The following is a 19,144-nucleotide window of genomic DNA, read 5'->3' as shown; positions in this document are numbered from 1 at the left end:
AAATTTTTGACTGTATTCTATTCAACGTAAGTGATCTCTGACCCAATGATTAATTCGGGCAGTTCAAAAGGACTTAGATATACTCCATTCTCAATACGATTTTCTTTTGCTTCAGGTGGTTGAGCAAAATTTAATGTAACATGCCCAATTGAATTTAAATTCTCATTCGCCAAAGTACCAACATACAAGATCGTATATTCCTGATCTCCAAATAAGATCTTTCCTTCTGGTTTTAATGAAACAGGTTGTTCGTTAGAAATAGCACTTTGAATCACAGATACTTTCCGTAATTCCTCCGTTGCCTGCTCCCCAAATAAAATAATCAGCGGATCTTTTTGACTGATGGCACTTTCACCAATAGCGGTAATTTTAGTTACTAACATACACTTCATCCTTTCGCTTTCCATCTACTATATTGATAGTTCAATTTTAGCATATTACCAACTTCTTTACTAAAGAAGCTGTATTATTTTTTTAATTTCTGTATAAATCTTTATTCTTTCAAATTTAACCCTTAAACTTGCATGAATCCGTTTGTAACTATTAATCTAGACTGGTATGATAAAGTGAAGAATATTTGAGTTACTGGAGGTATAAAGATGTCTCAAGATAATCCGCAGCACGAAACAAACCAATCCAAAAATTTACCGATTTTTCAAAACATCAAACACCCTACTTTTTCTGTTCGTACAGAAGAAGAAGCTTATGAAATTACTATGTCTCTTTCGAATAAATTAACCTATGCATTTGAAAATTTTTCCGCTCATTACAATTCGTCTGATAAAACAGTTGTATATGAAGCAACAAAAACCCAACAGAATACTTATCGTCTGCTGCTTCCCTTAGCAGAACTATTGGCTCCGGTCAGTGAATCAGCTATGAATGAAACTATTCGTTTTTATTTTACCTTAAGCTGGAAAGTTGACGAAGAAAGATTTGAACAAGACTTTCCTTTAGCTTTGTCCCTTTTTGATCAATTTGATGCTTTTGGACTAAGCCAAACGATCTATCGAAAACAAGTCTTTATTCCGTACTTCACAGAAACAGATGAAGTCTTTAGCATCGCATTAAATATCCCTGTTCCGAGCAGTCAATATTTTGCTCATCATGAATTGGACATCATCAAATTAGCTAAAACAGAATTTGCTGTTACTGGAAAGCTGGCTTTAAAAGCTTTTACGCTCAATCAGGTAGGTGTTGTTTTAGTTGGAAAACGTTCTGGGAAAGAATACCCCTTTTCAACTAATCACACTTTAGAAAAACAAGAAAAAAGCACTCATTTAAATCATTACCAGTACTCTTTTTCTCTAAATATGCAAACTTTTGTACGAAAGCTGTTGATTGAAAAATTTGACGATGAAGACTTCGATCTTTATCTTGAGTTGTATCTAAACGGTCTTTACAGCCCAGTGAGCATTCCGCTGACCACTCAAGGCGTCACTCTTCCTAAAAATATTTACAAAGATCTCGCCATCTCTTATGGCAGAACTACTTTTATCTGGGCACTAAAACTCCAAGGCTCTCAGCAAGCCTTATCTTTCGCTTTCACCAAATACAAGAAAGATATTTACGCTTACTATAAGGAAATAGCGCCGCTCTCATTAGTCAAGTCGCCAATCAATCAAAAGAAAAACATTTGGGTGATTGGTGAAAAACCAATGCAAGCTAAAAATAACGGCTGGGCGTTCTTCTGCTATCTGAGAGAAAATCATCCTGATCAAGCGGTGTACTATGTACTGGACATCCACTCTCCAGATTATGAAAAAGCTTATGCTTACGATGCTGAGCATTTAATAGAATTTAAATCTAAAGCCTACATTGACACATTGTTGGCGGCACAGGTCTTATTATTTACAGACTCTCCTTATGACTTGTATCCTTCACGCAGCCCATTGCAGCTAGATTTTATTCGTGCTAAAAAAGTACTTTTACAAAAAAATGTCCTTGGTCTAGAAGATGTCAGTGAAACTTTAGGATACAGCACTAAAAATTTCCGAACAGACTTAGTTTTAGCCAGTTCCAAAATAGAGGAACGCTATTTGCAACAGACACTCGGTTATCCAGAAAATAGTATTCGATTAACTGGGTTAGCTCGGTTTGACGCATTGTTAAGCAAAAGCTCTTCTTTAGAGATAGCTTCTAATGTAGTGATTTGCCCACAAGAATTTCCCATTGGAAAATACGGTCAAAAAGAACTTATAGGCGAAACAGCTGCAGCTCTGCTTACTCTAGTACAACAATCTGAGTTTATGGATTTTGTTGACAGACACTATCTTACTCCTGTCATCGCACTGCCAGATGCTATGAAAGATTTTACGGGTAAATTTCAACAGTTGAATTGCGAGGTTGTTTTGCAAAGTCAAATGGATACCTTGGACTTATTGAAATCAAGCAGGATCTTTATTACAGATCAACATCCACTCGCTTTTGATGCTAGTTTTATTGGTATTCCAGTCTTATTTTATCAACCAGAATTACCGTTCAAAAAAAATACAGAGTCGGCTTTTCTGCGTCAAGCTTATTTGAATGAATTGCCTGGAGAAATAGCTACTTCACAAAACAGCTTGCTTTATTTGATGCAGCAGCTTGCAGAACAGGATTTCAAACAATCTCGTAAAAACCGTCAAAAAGCAGATGCTTTGCTGTATTACCCAGATACACATTCTAGCGAACGCATCTTCAAGGCTGTCACTGAATTATTACAGTAAAACGAAGAATACCCAAAAACTGAAATCGAAATTTCAGTTTTTGGGTATTTTGTTGAAATTATGCTTACAGAACCGATCATTACAGGTGGAAAAAGACACTCAGCTAAATGGGAAAAGTGTCGTCTACGAAAATCAGACTGTTTTCTCCACGTTCTGATTTCTTAAACTGTTTTTGATTCCGTTTTCTTAGTTTTATGCTATACTGATTTTGTATGTGAAATGTAAGTTAATAGGAGGATTATCAATGAAAGAAACCATTTATTTAGGTACTTATACAAAAAAGGAAAGTAAAGGGATCTATGAAATCATCTTAGATACAGAAACTAAAACATTAGGACAGTTGAAGTTGTTGGCAGAGGCTGGAAACCCAACTTATCTTGCTTTAAATGATGACAATTCATATTTATATGGAATTTTAAGAGAAGATAGCGGAAATGGTGTCGGTATGTTCAAAGTTGCAAACGATGGTATTCTAGAAAGAGTATCCGCTGCTACTGACGATACTGCATCTCCTTGCTACGTTTCATATGATAAAGAACGTTCATTGGTTTATGCCGCGCATTACGGAAACGGAACGTTATCCGTTTACCGCACATCCAAAGATGGCTCTATTTCTCTGGCAGACAGAGTTCAGCATGAAGGTTCTGGTGTTCACGAAAATCAAGATGGTCCTCATGCTCATTTTATCGATCTAACACCGGATAAAAAATTCGTTGTTGCTTGTGATTTAGGAACAGATGAGATCTACACTTACTCAATCAGTGACGAAGGTGAATTAACAGAAGTCAGCCGCTATCATACCAAGCCTGGTACTGGTCCGCGTCACATCATCTTCTCTCAAGATGGCACTAAAGCTTATGTATTTGGAGAATTGAGCAGTGAAGTAGTCGTATTGGATTACGATAGTTCAAATGGGTCTTTTGAACATATTCAAACAATCTCCAGTGTTCCTGAAGATCGAGAAGAATTCAAATGGGGAGCAGCTATCCGTATTTCTAACGATGGAAAATTTGTGTATGCTTCGAATCGTGGACATGATTCTATTGCTGTTTTTGCTGTGTCGCCAAATGACGGCACTTTGGAAATCGTAGAGTATGTTCCTACAGAAGGAAAAACGCCGCGTGATTTTAATTTAGACCCAACCAATCAATTCGTAGTCGTCGGACATCAAGATTCTGACAACTTGACTTTATTTGAACGAAACAGCGAAACTGGTAAATTAACGTTGCTTGAAAAAGACATTTACGCTCCTGAAGTTGTTGGCGTAACATTTGCTTAAAGGAATAACCTTAAAAAGAACTAATTTTGCTGAAAAGCTTGATTAGTTCTTTTCTTTGTATATTCCCCTTTAATATATGAACATTTTTTGAACATTACTAAATAGAATATCTCTAATTTAAACTTATTTATTGTAAGTATGTTTTTGATTATGCTATACTTCATTTGTCGTTAAGTTCGATTGTGTTTTTGAAAGGAGAATTATCTTGATTACTGGCATTCATCATATCTCAGCGATTACCAAATCATCCAAAAAAAATCATGCATTCTATGTAGATTTATTAGGCTTGCGATTTGTAAAAAATACCGTTAATCAACAAAATACAGCTATGAGACATTTATTCTACGGAGATTACAACGCTAATCCCGGTACTCAGTTAACCTTTTTTGAACTTAAGAATTCTGGAAGAGCTTATAACGAAGACAATTATTTTTCCACTATCACATTAGACATACCAAAAGGCAGTTTATCCTTCTGGAAAGATCGTTTGGCAAAACATGAAGTATCTATTGAGCACTCATTCGATAAGGCCTCTCTCTTCTTTAAAGATGAGGATGGTATGCCTCTTGCCTTGAGAGAATCCGAAAGTGTGATTACTGCTGATAATGCTGTTTCTCATTCTTCTATCCCTAGAGAAATGCAGATCATCGGATTAAGTGAAGTTTTGATTCGTGTAGTAAATCCTGAAGCAACTTTAGACTTTTTGACTTCCTTCTTAGGGTTACAACGAGAAGGCGGATGTAATTATGTCTATAATCCTTCCAATCAATTCACAACAACTGTAGAAGCTTCTAGCAGTACCAACAAGTCGCGTTTGGGACATGGGTCAATGGATCACATTGCTTATAGTGTAAACACCGTTGAAGATTTGGAGACATTACATCAAAAAGCCTTAGATATGAATTTACCGATTGAATTGTATCTAGATCGAGACTATTTCAAGAGCTTATATGTCACCGATCCAAATGGTCTAAGAATTGAAATCGCCACTAAAGGACCAGGATTTACAATAGATGAATCCCTTGAATCATTAGCAACAACACTAGCTTTACCAAGCTTTTTAGAAAATAAACGAGCTGAAATCGAAGCTCAATTGGAGGAATTTTAACATGGAACAATTTCATGGCATCCATCACGTCACAGCTATTACAAGTAGCGCCGAAAAAAACTATGCATTTTTTACAAACGTATTAGGTATGCGTTTAGTGAAAAAAACAGTCAATCAAGACGATATTCAAACGTATCACTTATTTTTTGCAGACGATAAAGGTACTGCAGGTACAGATATGACCTTTTTCGATTTCCCAGGAATTCCAAAAGGCTCTAAAGGTACAGATACTATTTCCCGCACATCTTTACGTGTCCCCAGCGATGAAGCTTTAGATTACTGGGTAAAACGTTTCGATCATTACAATGTGAAATACGATGAAATCAAAGAAATGTTTGGCGTGAAAGTTTTATGGTTTGAAGATTTTGATGAACAACAATATTCATTGATTTCTGATGAAAACGACAACGGAATCGGTTCAGGAACTCCTTGGCAAAAAGGCCCTGTTCCAAATGAATACGGAATTACCGGGTTAGGTCCTATCTTCTTTAGAGTTTCTAACTTTACCTATATGAAAGAAGTTCTTGAAAAAGTAATGTTCTTTAAAGAAATCGCTCAAGAAGGACAATACCACCAGCTTGAAGTTGGCGAATTCGGCGGCAATGGCGCTCAAATCATTGTAGAACCAAGTACGATTCTACCCCGCGCTCAACAAGGTTACGGTAGCGTTCATCACGTGGCCTTCCGTGTAAAAGACCGCGACATGTTAGACGCTTGGACAGAACGTATGCAAAGTTTCAACTTGCCAAATTCAGGTTATGTAGACCGCTTCTACTTTGAATCAACGTATACAAATATCTACCCTGGAGTTCTATTCGAATTAGCGACTGACGAACCAGGATTCGTGGATGATGAAGAATCATTAGAAATTTTAGGAGAAACATTAGCATTACCTCCTAAATTCAGAAACAACCGCGAAGAAATCGAAAAACTAGTACGCCCAATCGACACAGTAAGAAGCACCAAAACATTCGAAAAAGAATACTTTAATTAAAAAGGAAGTGGAGTGCCTCGCTTAGCTCCGACAGAAAAATCTATTTAACTTTTAGAGGACGCTTTTTGTCCTCTGAAAGTTGAATGATTTTATCCGAGGAGCTGAGGCACGCAACTGGACTGAAGGATGCGGAGGTCGCTTGGTAGACACGACAAGAAAATAGGAAAATTTGAATGGGGTTCTTTTTACCCCAATCAAATTTTATCTTTTTTTGCAAAATTGCTAGGCCTTGTAGTTCTACTAAAGTGTGTGGAGTGTCTCGCTTAGCTCCGACAGAAAGTCTATTCTATTTTCAACAAATAATCTTTTGCTGAAGCGAAAGATCCGTCCACAGTACCAAAAGTTCAGTAAGTATTCGTCCTCTTTCACGGTAAAGTGGACGAATATTTATTTTTTGTATTTCCATCTGCGAGGAATTTTACTCCTCTCTCTATTCACACATGAAAATGAAAAGGAAGTGATACTTTGATTCATTACAATTCTGACGAATTAACTAAAAAACAACAATACAAGTTTATCAGCGGCAGTATCATCCCACGTCCTATCGCCTGGGTAACCTCTTTATCCAAGGACGGAACGGTAGTTAATGCTGCGCCATTCAGTTTCTTTAGTGCTGCATCAAATGATTTGCCTTTGATCACAGTAACTATTTTAAGAAAAGATGGCGAGATCAAAGATTCGGCGCGCAACATGCTGCAACGGAAAGAAGCCGTAATCCACATTGTTGATTTGCCCTTGGTAGAAGAAATGAATAAAACTTCTGCTCCGCTGTTGCCTCATGAAAGTGAAATCAATCGAACAAATTTAACATTAATAGATAGTAAAACCGTCAGTGTGCCCGCCATCAAAGAAGCTAAAATCCGTTTTGAAGGTAAAGTGCATCAATATGTGCCGGTGACTGACGAAGAAGGTTCAGTGATATCTGACTTATTTATCATTCGCGTCACTGACTTTTTCTTTGATGAAACAGTAGTGGATACTTCAAATCATTACATTCTGACAGACAAATTGAATCCTGTTGCACGACTGGCTGGAAGCAATTACGCTACTTTAGATGAAGAATTCCAATTAGAGCGCCCATTACAATAAAAAAAGGAAGACAATGAGTTTTTATAACTCACTGCCTTCCTTTTTTTGTGATTCAGATGATTTATTTTGCCGTTACAGAACCGATATCTCCTGATGCAGAAACTGTTGCACCTGAGTCGATCATATCAAAAGCATTTACTTGATCCATGTTCGTAAAGACAACTACCATAGCACTATCTTTCTCTGCAGCTGCTAAGGCTTGTAAATCGACAGTAGAAATTTTAGTGCTGCTTGTTACTTCTTGTCCTTCTGTTACTGTAGTTGTAAATGGTTTCCCATCTAATTCCACTGTATCTAATCCCATGTGAACTAGAACTTCAACTCCGTTTTCCATGGCGATTCCAACAGCATGTTTCGTAGGAAAAACGCTCATTACTTTACCGTCAACAGGAGAATAAATATCTCCATCAGTTGGGATAACTGCAAATCCGTCTCCCATCATTTTTTGTGAGAATACTGGATCAGCCACTTCTTCAATGGATATTAATTTTCCATTTACTGGTGCGTAAACTTTTGCTTCTTTCGTTTCTTGTTTTGAACTGTTATCTTTACCTTTTAAGAAATCAAATAATCCCATGTAAATCCCTGCTTTCTTTTTTTATAATGCATTTTAACTCATGCGCCAACTGGCATATGCTATACCTAATGATAACACATTTAGTACAATCAAGAGAATGATTACGCCTTTTTTATTTTCATCTCTGATAGGTTTTTTTGCTCTCACCTCGTCCTCTGTGATCAAAGGATTATCGGTTAGTTCATTGAAAGCTAAAAAAGAGAGAATCACACCGATGATATTACCTGTTATGAACTGTTGAGGCATAGTCAATTTTAATACACTGTCTGCGACTCCACCTTTTTTACGTTCAGAAATCTGTGTAGCGTACAACACATAAGCTAAAATCAAATTGATGGCTAACTTCAGTATAGTAAGTGCAACTCCTAAATTTTCACTGAGCAGTTCTTCATAACTTTGCCCGCTTCCAATATTGAGCAGCAGCAAAGATCCAAAGTAAATTACTGGTCCAGCAATCAAATAGATCATCAATAAATTATAGAGCCATTTCTTTCGTTTATCAGGAACAACTTCTTTTGTTTCAAACATCTTACTCTCACCAGTTTTCTTCAAAATTAAGTATTTAAGTGCTTCCAACAATATACAGTATAGCAAAAAACCGGTTTCTTATCAATGTCTTCTTGTCAGTAGTAATCACGTCATATGCATGAAAAGTACTTGCTCCCAAAAATTGTGTTCTTTTTTTTAAACGCTCTCTTAATAAGTAGGGGCGGTTCTATGGGGTGAATTTTCCTCCGGAATGGACGGGTTTGCTTGTGGAAAGCCATGGGACCGTCTGGAGCCTGTAGTCTCCAGACTTTCAAGCTTCAAACGGAATCGTAAGTGCTGAAGCGCCCATGCTCCGTAATTCACATTTCATCCTTTACATGGCTACAAGCAACCCCTATTCCTCTAGAAATATCACGGGTATCAAACGAGTCACAGCTTAAAAAGCGTGTCTAAGTATTTCGGGTAGTTCAAAGAAAGCAGTTCTTTCTCATAATGAAGACCGAAGTCTTCCCCTTCACTCAACAGATGGAAAATCACGTTCATGTCGCCCGCCTCCGCATTTTTCTTTTAGCAGACCAGAGACGAGAGGATTCGTAATCTTATTTTTTATTTATTTTTTTTCATGTGTATGACGTGGTCAGTAATTGCGCAAAGTTTTGAGGGCGATGTAACATGCAAACCTGTTGTTTTTCCTTTTTTTAAAATGGTGGTAATATAGTGGTGAAAAGTAAGGCTTACAACCCAAATACAGCTCAGGCATCCGTGTCTTTTCTCTCTTTAATTCCTTTTTTTCTCTTTAACTACCCCACCTACAGGAAACAGGATCACTCACTACCAACCGATCGATAATTGTTAGATTCAATTGGAGGTGTAACATGAAAAAGAGCAGGTATTCTCGCCAGATTTCCTTGCGTCTGTTTTATCTACTGTCTCTGATTTTTATAACCCTTCCTTTTTTCTCTTTACATGTGTTAGCGCAAAATATGAATGGTGCAGGGAATTCAACTGAACTATTAGATCAAAGTGAAACATTAGATGGTCCTGGTTTCTTCTCTGGTGATGATGTCCAAATTGATGGTACTGTAGAAGGGACGACCTTTGCTGTGGGTGAAGAAGTCCATATCAATGGAACGATTAATGGTTCGCTATTTGTCGTAGCTCAAACTATTTTTATCAATGGTGAAGTAACCGGCAATATTTATGCTACTGGTCAAAATATCACTATCACCGCTCAAAGCAGACAGGATGTTTTTCTAGTGGGCGCAAACATTATTATAGATTCTCAAGCTCAGATTGTAAGAGATCTTTTTGTTGCAGCAGCATCGCTAATGCAGGAAGGGACGATTTCTCGTCACTTATATGGAGGGGGGCAGCGCTTTACCTTAAATGGATCTGTAGCTGGAAATGCTTATTTAGATATCCAACAATTAACTTTACAGTCATCTGCAGTGATCGATGGAAATCTGCATTATGAAAGCCCTAATGCAGCCGTTGTAAATTCAACTGCAACAATCAATGGAACGACTGATTGGGAAGAATCCACTCAAACAATGTCTAACCGCTCTACTCGTCCAATGGCAAGAGCAGTAAAGATCCTGATTGGGTTTCTTTGGAGTGTCCTCAGTACTTTAATCGTCTGGTTTATGATCAAACTATGGCGTCCAAATTTCTGGATGCACTCTATCCAATCCATTTCTACAGCCCCACTTAAAACAATTGCTATCGGCTTAGTAACAATGATCCTAACTCCTATAGCCGCCATTTTGTCTATGTGGACTATTATTGGAATACCATTCGGACTCATCCTTATTGTCACTTACACCATATTAGTGTACCTTTCTCACATCGTTACAGCTGTTTTCATAGGATTTTGGTTAGTGAATACTTTCAAATGGCACAAGTTAAAAAACGAGATTTGGCTTATTCTCCTTGGCGTACTTCTTTTAGAACTCATTGGATTGGTGCCTTTTATCCGTTTCATCATCGGGTTAATCGTTATTTTAACCGGATTAGGTGCCCTGGTCCTTTCAAATCGTAAACTCTCTTCGTCAAATGAACTTTAATGAATCAATGGCTCCTTTTTGAAGCTGGACTAACTAAAAGCTGGGATTAGGTGATCCCAGCTTTTTACTATTCCTAGTTTTATGTCAAAACGACTTAAAAAATATTAATTTTCTGTGATTTTATGGATTACTTTTTTAAAATTCGTTATACTAATCCTTGCTATGCAATTTTTTTGAATGGAAAGGAGTAGATTAGTATTCTAGTCGAACTTTTAAAAGCCGTATTTTTAGGTATTGTCGAAGGTATTACAGAATGGTTGCCCATTAGTAGTACAGGTCATATGATTTTAGTGGATGAATTTATCAAGCTTAATGCTTCTGCTGCGTTTATGGAAATGTTTTTAGTTGTGATTCAATTAGGAGCTATATTAGCAGTTGTTCTTATCTTTTTTCATAAATTGAACCCATTTGCTCCTAGCAAATCTGCGCAAGAGAAAAAAGATACGATGTCTATTTGGTATAAAGTAGTGGTTGGGGTCATTCCAGCTGCAGTTTTGGGATTTTTATTTGATGATTGGTTGACGGAACATTTATTTAATTATCAAACCGTAGCAATTATGCTGATTGTTTATGGAATACTGTTTATAGTGATCGAGAACCGCAATAAAGATCGAGTACCATCGACGAAAACTTTTGCTGATTTAACCTATAAAACAGCCTTCTTAATAGGAATGTTCCAAGTACTTTCTTTGATTCCAGGAACGTCTCGTTCAGGAGCGACTATCTTAGGAGCTATTTTACTGGGAACGTCTCGTTTTGTAGCCACTGAGTATTCATTCTTTATGTCTATTCCAATTATGTTTGGGGCCAGCTTATTGAAACTTTTGGGCTTTGGATTTAACTTTACTGGTTCTGAAGTAGCGATATTATTAACAGGTATGATCGTTGCCTTTTTCGTTTCTATTATCGCCATTAAGTTCTTATTGAAATACATTAAAAATAATGACTTTAAAGCCTTTGGTTGGTATCGTATTGTCTTAGGTATTTTAGTCTTAGGTTATTTCATGCTTTTTGCATAATAGACTAGTCAATTAAAAAAAGGGTTGAGATTATAAAAATCTCAACCCTTTTTTTGCTGCCTATTTGACCTCATCAAAGAAAGCATGGTAGAGAGCTTCTACAGCTTTATCCTCATCTTTTTTCTGTATGCCAAACATGACACTATTTTCTGATGCTCCTTGATTGACCATATCGATATTAATGTGCTCGTCTTTCAAAGCTTGTGCTGCTATCGCCATCGTTCCGATTTGATTACGCATTCCCTCGCCAACTAACATAATCAATGCAACACCTCTCTCTATATTTACACTATCCACAGACAGCTCTTCTGTTAATGCACTAATCAACTTTTTTTCAATCTCAGGGGTCATTTGGTTTTCTCGTAAAATGACTGTCAAGTTGTCGATTCCAGAGGGGGTATGTTCATAACTTAATCCATATGATTCCAATAACTGTAAAACTTTACGCCCAAAACCAATTTCACGGTTCATCAAATACTTCTCAATATAAATGTTTATAAATCCACTTGAGCTGGCAATTCCAATTAAAGGAGCATGTTCTTTTGTATGTTCTTTGACGATTTTCGTTCCTGGAGCCTCAGGATTATTGGTATTCTTTATCACCACTGGGATTCCTTTTTTAAAGGCTGGTTCAAGTGCCTCATCATGTAATACGGAAAAACCTGCATAAGACAATTCGCGCATTTCGCGGTACGTCAATTCAGATACTGGATAAGGGTTTTTGACGACAGACGGATTGGCCGCAAAGATAGCATCCACATCCGTAAAATTTTCGTACAATTCCGCCCCTACTCCGTTGGCTAATATGGCTCCTGTGATGTCTGATCCACCTCTTGAAAAGGTACAAATTTGACCTTCTTTGGTGTACCCAAAAAAGCCAGGAAAAACAAGTACTTCAGTTCTGTTACGCAACTTTTCCAATGCATCATAGCTTTCTGGAAGAATACGTGCATTGTTCGGCTCATCTGTTACAAGCAATCCTGCTTCTTGTGGATTGATATAACTAGATAGCAATCCTTCTTGATTCAAATAAGCTGCGACTAATTTAGCGTTATTGTCTTCCCCGCTTGCTTTAAAAGCATCGATATAATAGTCAGGAGTTGTTTTATCTCCAGCTGTCAGCTCATTCAGATTCATTCGAATCATTTCAATAACCTTTTTATCAAGATGAAGATCTTCTGCTATTTCCTGGTAACGATGTACAACTTTGTTCATTTCATCAGAAAAATCTTGATTTAATAATGATTTTTCAGCTATGGAAATCAGCAAATCAGTCACTTTTTCATCTTGTGGAAATCGTTTTCCTGGTGCGGATACGACGACGATTTTACGCGCTTTATTCTCTTTTACGATCTGAACTACTTTTTTTAATTGTTGAGCTGATGCTAATGAACTGCCCCCAAATTTAACTACATTCATTATTTCACAACCTTTATTTAATTTAATTTGAATAGTTTAAGAAATGATTACAATTAGGATATTCCTCATAAATCCGTCTGAAGTCCCTATATCTTCTTGAAAAAAAAGATTATAATATAAACAAAGATGGAAACTTGGAATTTGTTTATTATAGTACCATGAAATGACAAGTTCATTCTACTGTTGGGATAATTATTTATAGACAAAAGGAGATTTTTTAATGAGTCGGCGCAAAGCATTTACATATCTATTAGGTGTTTCTTTTGTTGCAGGAGTTGCACGAGAAACTCTGCGTAAGAAAAACAAAAAAACTCGATTTCATAAAACTTCTGCCATCTCCAGGTTTGCCGGGACATGGACGTTTGATGATTCTTTGTATCCAGAAACTAAAACTCTTAAAATTGATGATCAAGCTCGATTATTTATAAATGAAAAACCTGTAAAAGGCTCGTTAACTTTATTAGATCAAAAAAAATTAACTTTTACAGATCATTATGGATATGAGCTGATTATTCAACCAATCGATAAAAATTCAATCACATTGTTTGATTCTGCCGATGACAAAACCTATACTTTGTCTTTAACCTCCCTCAACTAGACTTAACATTTTGTTTTTTTTTATTGCTCTTTTAGTTAAAATCGGTTTTAATTAAAAGGAATTCGTTAGACAAAAAGGAGGCAACAAAGTATGGCCCGATACAAAGACAATATTCCTTCCGTTATTACTGAATTAAGACATGATACAGTTGATGTTCCTTCAGTAATCACTAAATGCAGCGGCATCAATATTAATGGAAGAAAACTGAAATCCTTTATTTTTACAACAGATATTTCTATTATCTGCAATACTGATGCGGATGCTGTAATAGCAGTTTATCCTTTCACACCTTACCCTGCTATCATACAAGCTATCTCTTCCGTAGCATCTATACCCGTTATAGCTGGAGTAGGTGGCGGTTTGACACATGGACTCAGATCTGCAAACATTAGTCTTTTTGCAGAATCTTTAGGAGCCATCAGTGTCGTCGTTAATGCTCCTACACCGCTGGAAACTATTACACAGATCAACACCGTGATCGATATCCCAATCGTGATCACTATTGTTTCTGAATTTACAGATATCCAAGAAAAATTGGATGCTGGAGCAGATATCCTTAATGTCAGTGGAGGTTCAAAAACGGCTTCCATCGTCCGCAGCATTCGCAAAAATTATCCGAATGTTCCTATTATTGCAACTGGTGGTCCAACTGACGAAAGTATTTTAGAAACTATTGAAGCTGGCGCTAACGCAATTACGTACACTCCGCCTTCTAATGGAGAATTATTTAAACGTAAAATGGATAAATACCGTAAACAAGAAGAAAATAAATACATTGAAGAATAAAACCTTTCACTGCAGCAACGCATTTCTGGCAAGTCAGAAACTTACGTTGTTGTTTTTTTATTCCTTATTAGTTTTACTAAACCATCCTCATTTAGAAAAATCATTGAAATAAATCCCACCTTCCTGTAGGATAGAGATGATCGACTTGTAAATAGTAAGTTAAAAGGAGAATATACAATGAAAATAGATATTTGGTCAGATTTTGTTTGCCCTTTTTGTTACATAGGTAAACGACACATTGAAGAAGCAACAAAAGGTATGGAAGATATCACTTTTGAATACCATAGTTATGAGTTGGATCCAACGGCTCCTGAAAAATACGAAGGCCCTATGCAAGAATATTTTGCAGAAATCAAGGGTATGAGCTCTTCACAAGCTGACGATATGATCCAACAGGTGACTACAATGGCCACAAATGCCGGCTTGGATTATCACTATGAAAAAATTCAACACGGGAACACGGTAAAACCTCATCGCCTATTCCAGTATGCTAAAACACAAGGTAAAGGTACTGAATTCATGGAAGTCGCAAAGGAAGCTTATTTTATCAATGGAGAATGGTTAAATGATGACCCTACATTGGTGGAGTTAGCTGAAAAAGTCGGCTTAGATAAAGAAGTTGCTGCGAAAATTCTTCATTCAGAGGATTATTTAGACGCTGTGCAACAAGACGTAACTGCCGCCCAACAAATCGGTGTCCAAGGCGTGCCTTTCTTTGTGATTGATGGAAAATACGGTATTAGTGGAGCACAACCGATAGATACCTTTAAGCAAGTCTTAACAGAGATACAAGCAGAAAATGCTTAACGGATAAACCAATGAAAATATGCAGTATAGATTCCATCATTTGGGACCTATACTGCATTTTGAGTCTTACAGTCTAAATGTTTTGTTTCATGCTCTTTATAAATACGTTGCGCAAAACAGACTTCCTGTAGTTTCACTTTCTCTTTTTGTTGGGAAAGTTCAACCAACTAAAAGAGAAAAGTGAACCTCACGAAAATCTAAGCGTTTTGCTCCACGCTCTTTTTAAATTGGTTCATTGAGGTGAATGGTTTGTTCATTTTGCGGCATTTCAGAATCTATTTTCCAAATTTCCTCTGCATAACGCATAATCGTAAAGTCCGCTGAGAAGGGACCGGAATTCGCTATATTCAATAATGATTTTTGATTCCACAATTGTTTATCTTGATACAGTTCATCTACTTGATGTTGCACGGTAATATACTCCTCAAAATCTTTCAGTACAAAATACTCGTCATTGTATTTCACTAGGGAATCAAAAATCACTCTTCCTTCTTCTTTAATGTCTGGAATAGTCCCATCAATCAAAGTGTTTAATACTTTTCTCAGTTTTGGACTAGAGTCATAAATTGTGCGTGAAGAATACGTTCCATTTTCATAATAGTCATACACCTCATCTGAAGTTAGGCCGAACAAGAATATATTGTCTTCTCCAACATAATCTCGTATTTCTACGTTAGCTCCATCTAGTGTAGCTACAGTTAATGCACCGTTGAGCATTAATTTCATATTACTTGTTCCTGAGGCTTCTTTACTGGCTAAAGAAATTTGTTCGCTTACTTCTGCAGCTGGAATAATCAATTCAGCTAACGTAACACCATAATTTTCTACAAATACTACTTTCAATTTATTTCCAATGTCTGGGTCATTATTTACTAACTCAGCAACAGCATTGATCACTTTGATGATTTGTTTAGCATACAAATAACTTGGTGCTGCTTTAGCTCCAAAAATAAAAACTCTTGGTTGAATATCCAATTCTGGGTTTTCTTTGATATCTAGATATCTGGAAAGAATGTGCAACACATTTAACAGTTGACGTTTATAAGCATGCAATCGTTTGATTTGAACATCAAATAGAGCATTTGGATCAATAATTAAGCCCATTTTGCTTTCTACATACTGCGCAAATCGCTGTTTATTTTTCAATTTTACTTCTGCTAATTCTCTCAAAGAAGCCACATTATTGGCATACCCTTTCAATATCTTTAATTCTGATGGTTTCTTTTTCCATTCTGTACCGATTCTGTCATCAATAAATTTCGTCAGGTCCTCATTAGCTATTTGCAACCACCGTCTTTGAGTGATACCATTCGTTTTATTGTTAAATTTAATGGGATACATTTCGAAGAAGTGTTTCAATACATCATTTTTCAAAATATTTGTATGCAGTTGTGCAACTCCGTTAACACTGTGGCTTCCAATAATAGCCAAATGCGCCATATTCACCACACCGTCTTTGATAATAGCTGTTTGATAAGTCAATTCTTCCCCATAGATAGGCAATTTCTTTTCAATATGTCGGCGATTGATCTCTTCGATCACTTGATACACTCTTGGGATCTCAGCTTGCAACATTTCGATGGGCCACTTTTCCATTGCTTCTTGCATGATCGTATGATTGGTGTAGCTCATCACTTTCTTCCCTATCTCCCAAGCTTGTTCCCAACTCAATCCTTCTTCATCAATCATAATGCGAATGAATTCAGGAATACATAAAGCTGGATGTGTATCATTGATATGGATAGCAACTCTATCTGCAATGTGGATCATTGGCAAATGTAATTTTTTGTAATAACGAACAATACTTTGAACGCCTGCTGAACACAAGAAATACTCTTGTCTCAACCGTAAAATCCTGCCTTCATAATTGGAATCATCTGGATACAAGACTTCCGTCAATTGATTCACTTCTCGTTGAGCGGTGATACTAGAATAGTGAACGTAATCTTCTGGAGGGATTTCAGCTGACCATAATCGCATATTGTTGACCAAATTATTTTGATAACCAATCATAGCAGTATCGTACGGAACGGCTAAAATATTTCGGGTATTGTCGTAGATCGGTACAAATCGTCCTTCCTCTTCCGTTAAATAAACCTGACCTCCAAATCGGACATTGATGGTTTTATTTTCTTTTCGGACTTCCCATACGTTTCCATTTCGCAGCCAATTATCAGGAACTTCAACTTGATGTCCATCAATAAATCGCTGTTGGAACAAGCCGTACTTATACCGAATACCGCTCCCAGCACCAGGAATACCTAAAGAAGCGATAGAGTCCATAAAGCAGGAAGCTAATCGGCCTAATCCTCCGTTTCCCAGCGCAGGATCTTCTTCTGCTTCCACTATTGATTGAAAATCCAGACCGATTTCTTCAATACCGTTGCGAATGGTATCTAAGATCCCTAAATTCAGTAAATTACTTTTCAACATTCTTCCCGGTAAAAATTCCATTGAAAAATAATACAATTGTTTGACCTGTTTTTTTTCGTACTCTATTTTGGTTTGCGTCCAATTTTCCCCTGCATAGGCTTTGACAAAAGTTCCAAGTGCACTGTACAACTGAATAGGAGAAGCTTCTTTTACATCTAGTCCATATAGTCCTTTCAACAATCTCTCATAGTCTTTTTTAAACTCTGCTACTTGTAATGTCATTCCAAATCCTCCTCATAGGTATAACCATTCTATGTACTTAGCACGTTTTACGACAAGGGCCAGGCCAAAAAAATTTGGTCTAGCCCTTTAATCCTTCATACTGCTCATTTAATTTGTTTGATCTGTAATTCTGTCATAACTGTCTTGATACAATTGACTAGATTTTTCCCAACTGAAGTCTTTTTTCATAGCTTGTCGTACCAATTTTTTCCATTGATCTGGGTAATCAAAATATACTTGTAAAGCACGATCAATGGTTTCCAACATGATTTGGCTAGAATAGCCTGAGAAGCTGAATCCAGTTCCTTCTCCCGTAAATGTGTTGTAGGCTTGCACGGTGTCTTTTAATCCGCCTGTTTCGTGGACGATCGGCAACGTTCCATAACGCAAAGAATTTAGTTGAGAAAGTCCACACGGCTCGAAAGCAGACGGCATAATAAACAGATCGCTTCCAGCATAGATCAGTTGAGCCAATTCAACGTCAAAGTCGATGATCGCTTTAAATTTCTCAGGATAGGCCCAATTATAATGTTTACAAGCATCTTCAAGATGGCTTTCTCCTGTACCTAAGAGGATGATTTGAACTTCTCGCTGCATCAATTCATCCATTTTTTCAATGAGTAAATGAACGCCTTTTTGCTCCGTCAAACGGCTTACCATAGCCATTACAGGAATATCTTTCTTGACTGGCAACCCCACTTTTTCCTGCAATACACTTTTGTTGATAGCTTTTCCACTTGGATCATCCACAGAGAAATGTTCTGCAACATGCTCATCTGCTTCAGGGTTAAACACATCATAGTCAATCCCATTTAAGATTCCCACGATTTTACTCTTATTGTCTCTTAAAACACCATCTAATCCCATACCGAATTCTTCCGTTTGGATTTCATCAGCATAACTGGGACTCACAGTAGTGACTAAGTCAGCGTAATAAATACCGCCTTTTAAGAAATTAACGTTTCCATAGAATTCTAGACCATTCATATGAAAGGCATTGTAGCCAATATCAAATAGATCTGATAAAACTACTTGGTCATAAATACCTTGGAATTGTAAATTGTGAATGGTTAATACTGTTTTAATGGATTGATATCTTTCGATCCAATTGTATTTGTCTTTTAACAAAACAGGCACCATTGCAGTGTGGTAGTCGTTCACATGAATCACATCAGGAATGAAATCGATTTTTTCCAGCATCTCAAGGATAGCTTGAGAGAAGAATGCAAAACGTTCTCCATCATCATCAAAACCATAGATTCCAGGGCGATCAAAGTAATACAGATTATCTACAAAATAATAAGTAACCTCGTCTTTAACCAATTGCTTTATACCGCAGAATTGACTCCGCCAGCCTACCTTTACTTCGAATTGACAAACATCTTCTAATTGATCTTTGTATTGCTGCGGTAAAGAAGTATAAAAAGGAAGCACTACACGTATGTCAATTCCTTTTTTTTTCAACTCTTTAGGCAAAGCACCTGCAACATCGCCTAATCCTCCTGTTTTATAAAAAGGAGCACATTCAGCAGCGGCAAATAATACTTTCATGC

The 19,144-nt window shown here is 36.9% G+C and carries 16 protein-coding genes; 10 read left to right on the top strand and 6 right to left on the bottom strand.

Features of this window, described 5'->3' with window-relative positions; all coding sequences use genetic code 11:
* Positions 1–17 precede the first annotated feature (17 nt).
* The gene (locus ACEN4I_RS07245) at positions 18–383 is read right to left on the bottom strand and encodes a PTS glucitol/sorbitol transporter subunit IIA (protein ID WP_407102596.1); all 366 of its coding nucleotides are present in this window, start codon (positions 381–383) and stop codon (positions 18–20) included.
* Between the two features lie 216 nt (positions 384–599).
* On the opposite strand from ACEN4I_RS07245, the gene ACEN4I_RS07240 reads away from it, so the two are divergent.
* The 5 genes from ACEN4I_RS07240 to ACEN4I_RS07220 all read left to right on the top strand — a co-directional run bounded on the left by ACEN4I_RS07240 (position 600) and on the right by ACEN4I_RS07220 (position 7,178).
* Positions 600–2,708, top strand: a complete 2,109-nt coding sequence (locus ACEN4I_RS07240; RefSeq protein ID WP_407102595.1) for a CDP-glycerol glycerophosphotransferase family protein — start codon at positions 600–602, stop codon at positions 2,706–2,708.
* Between the two features lie 244 nt (positions 2,709–2,952).
* On the top strand, positions 2,953–3,987 hold the full coding sequence (locus ACEN4I_RS07235) for a lactonase family protein (RefSeq protein WP_407102594.1): 1,035 nt from the start codon (positions 2,953–2,955) through the stop codon (positions 3,985–3,987).
* A 205-nt stretch (positions 3,988–4,192) separates the two neighbouring features.
* The gene (locus ACEN4I_RS07230) at positions 4,193–5,095 is read left to right on the top strand and encodes a VOC family protein (RefSeq protein WP_407102592.1); all 903 of its coding nucleotides are present in this window, start codon (positions 4,193–4,195) and stop codon (positions 5,093–5,095) included.
* Between the two features lies 1 nt (position 5,096).
* On the top strand, positions 5,097–6,089 hold the full coding sequence (locus tag ACEN4I_RS07225; protein ID WP_407102591.1) for a ring-cleaving dioxygenase: 993 nt from the start codon (positions 5,097–5,099) through the stop codon (positions 6,087–6,089).
* 465 nt (positions 6,090–6,554) lie between these two features.
* Positions 6,555–7,178 carry a flavin reductase family protein gene (locus tag ACEN4I_RS07220; RefSeq protein WP_407102590.1) on the top strand — a complete coding sequence of 208 codons (624 nt, stop codon included), beginning with the start codon at positions 6,555–6,557 and terminating at the stop codon, positions 7,176–7,178.
* Between the two features lie 61 nt (positions 7,179–7,239).
* Here the strand turns inward: ACEN4I_RS07220 and ACEN4I_RS07215 are convergent, their stop codons facing one another.
* Positions 7,240–7,755: a PTS glucose transporter subunit IIA gene (locus ACEN4I_RS07215; protein WP_407097672.1), complete on the bottom strand. Its 516-nt coding sequence runs from the start codon at positions 7,753–7,755 to the stop codon at positions 7,240–7,242.
* Between the two features lie 33 nt (positions 7,756–7,788).
* Positions 7,789–8,283, bottom strand: a complete 495-nt coding sequence (locus tag ACEN4I_RS07210) for a hypothetical protein (protein WP_407102589.1) — start codon at positions 8,281–8,283, stop codon at positions 7,789–7,791.
* A gap of 836 nt (positions 8,284–9,119) precedes the next feature.
* Here ACEN4I_RS07210 and ACEN4I_RS07205 point away from each other — a divergent pair.
* Both ACEN4I_RS07205 and ACEN4I_RS07200 read left to right on the top strand, forming a co-directional pair.
* Positions 9,120–10,307, top strand: a complete 1,188-nt coding sequence (locus tag ACEN4I_RS07205; protein WP_407102588.1) for a polymer-forming cytoskeletal protein — start codon at positions 9,120–9,122, stop codon at positions 10,305–10,307.
* Between the two features lie 197 nt (positions 10,308–10,504).
* Positions 10,505–11,326 (top strand): undecaprenyl-diphosphate phosphatase, encoded by an 822-nt coding sequence (locus ACEN4I_RS07200; RefSeq protein WP_407097679.1) that lies wholly within the window; start codon positions 10,505–10,507, stop codon positions 11,324–11,326.
* 60 nt (positions 11,327–11,386) lie between these two features.
* Here ACEN4I_RS07200 and ACEN4I_RS07195 read toward each other — a convergent pair whose 3' ends face one another.
* The gene (locus ACEN4I_RS07195) at positions 11,387–12,745 is read right to left on the bottom strand and encodes an aspartate kinase (protein ID WP_407097675.1); all 1,359 of its coding nucleotides are present in this window, start codon (positions 12,743–12,745) and stop codon (positions 11,387–11,389) included.
* A gap of 220 nt (positions 12,746–12,965) precedes the next feature.
* Here ACEN4I_RS07195 and ACEN4I_RS07190 point away from each other — a divergent pair, with 220 nt between their 5' ends.
* The 3 genes from ACEN4I_RS07190 (at position 12,966) to ACEN4I_RS07180 (ending at position 14,936) form a co-directional block, all read left to right on the top strand.
* On the top strand, positions 12,966–13,343 hold the full coding sequence (locus ACEN4I_RS07190; RefSeq protein WP_407102587.1) for a DUF4828 domain-containing protein: 378 nt from the start codon (positions 12,966–12,968) through the stop codon (positions 13,341–13,343).
* Positions 13,344–13,433: 90 nt separating this feature from the next.
* Positions 13,434–14,129: a hydrolase gene (locus ACEN4I_RS07185; RefSeq protein ID WP_407097677.1), complete on the top strand. Its 696-nt coding sequence runs from the start codon at positions 13,434–13,436 to the stop codon at positions 14,127–14,129.
* 177 nt (positions 14,130–14,306) lie between these two features.
* On the top strand, positions 14,307–14,936 hold the full coding sequence (locus ACEN4I_RS07180) for a DsbA family protein (RefSeq protein ID WP_407102586.1): 630 nt from the start codon (positions 14,307–14,309) through the stop codon (positions 14,934–14,936).
* A 222-nt stretch (positions 14,937–15,158) separates the two neighbouring features.
* Here the strand turns inward: ACEN4I_RS07180 and ACEN4I_RS07175 are convergent, their stop codons facing one another.
* Both ACEN4I_RS07175 and glgA read right to left on the bottom strand, forming a co-directional pair.
* Positions 15,159–17,591 carry a glycogen/starch/alpha-glucan phosphorylase gene (locus tag ACEN4I_RS07175; protein ID WP_407097637.1) on the bottom strand — a complete coding sequence of 811 codons (2,433 nt, stop codon included), beginning with the start codon at positions 17,589–17,591 and terminating at the stop codon, positions 15,159–15,161.
* 108 nt (positions 17,592–17,699) lie between these two features.
* Positions 17,700–19,142, bottom strand: coding sequence for a glycogen synthase GlgA (gene glgA / locus ACEN4I_RS07170; protein ID WP_407102585.1), 1,443 nt, complete (start codon positions 19,140–19,142; stop codon positions 17,700–17,702).
* Between the last annotated feature and the right edge of the window lie 2 nt (positions 19,143–19,144).

This window comes from Desemzia sp. FAM 23990, from assembly GCF_045528485.1.
Classification (GTDB): Bacteria; Bacillota; Bacilli; order Lactobacillales; family Carnobacteriaceae; genus Desemzia.
Note: the sequence above shows the minus strand (reverse complement) of the source record. Positions and strands in the feature narration are given on the sequence as shown.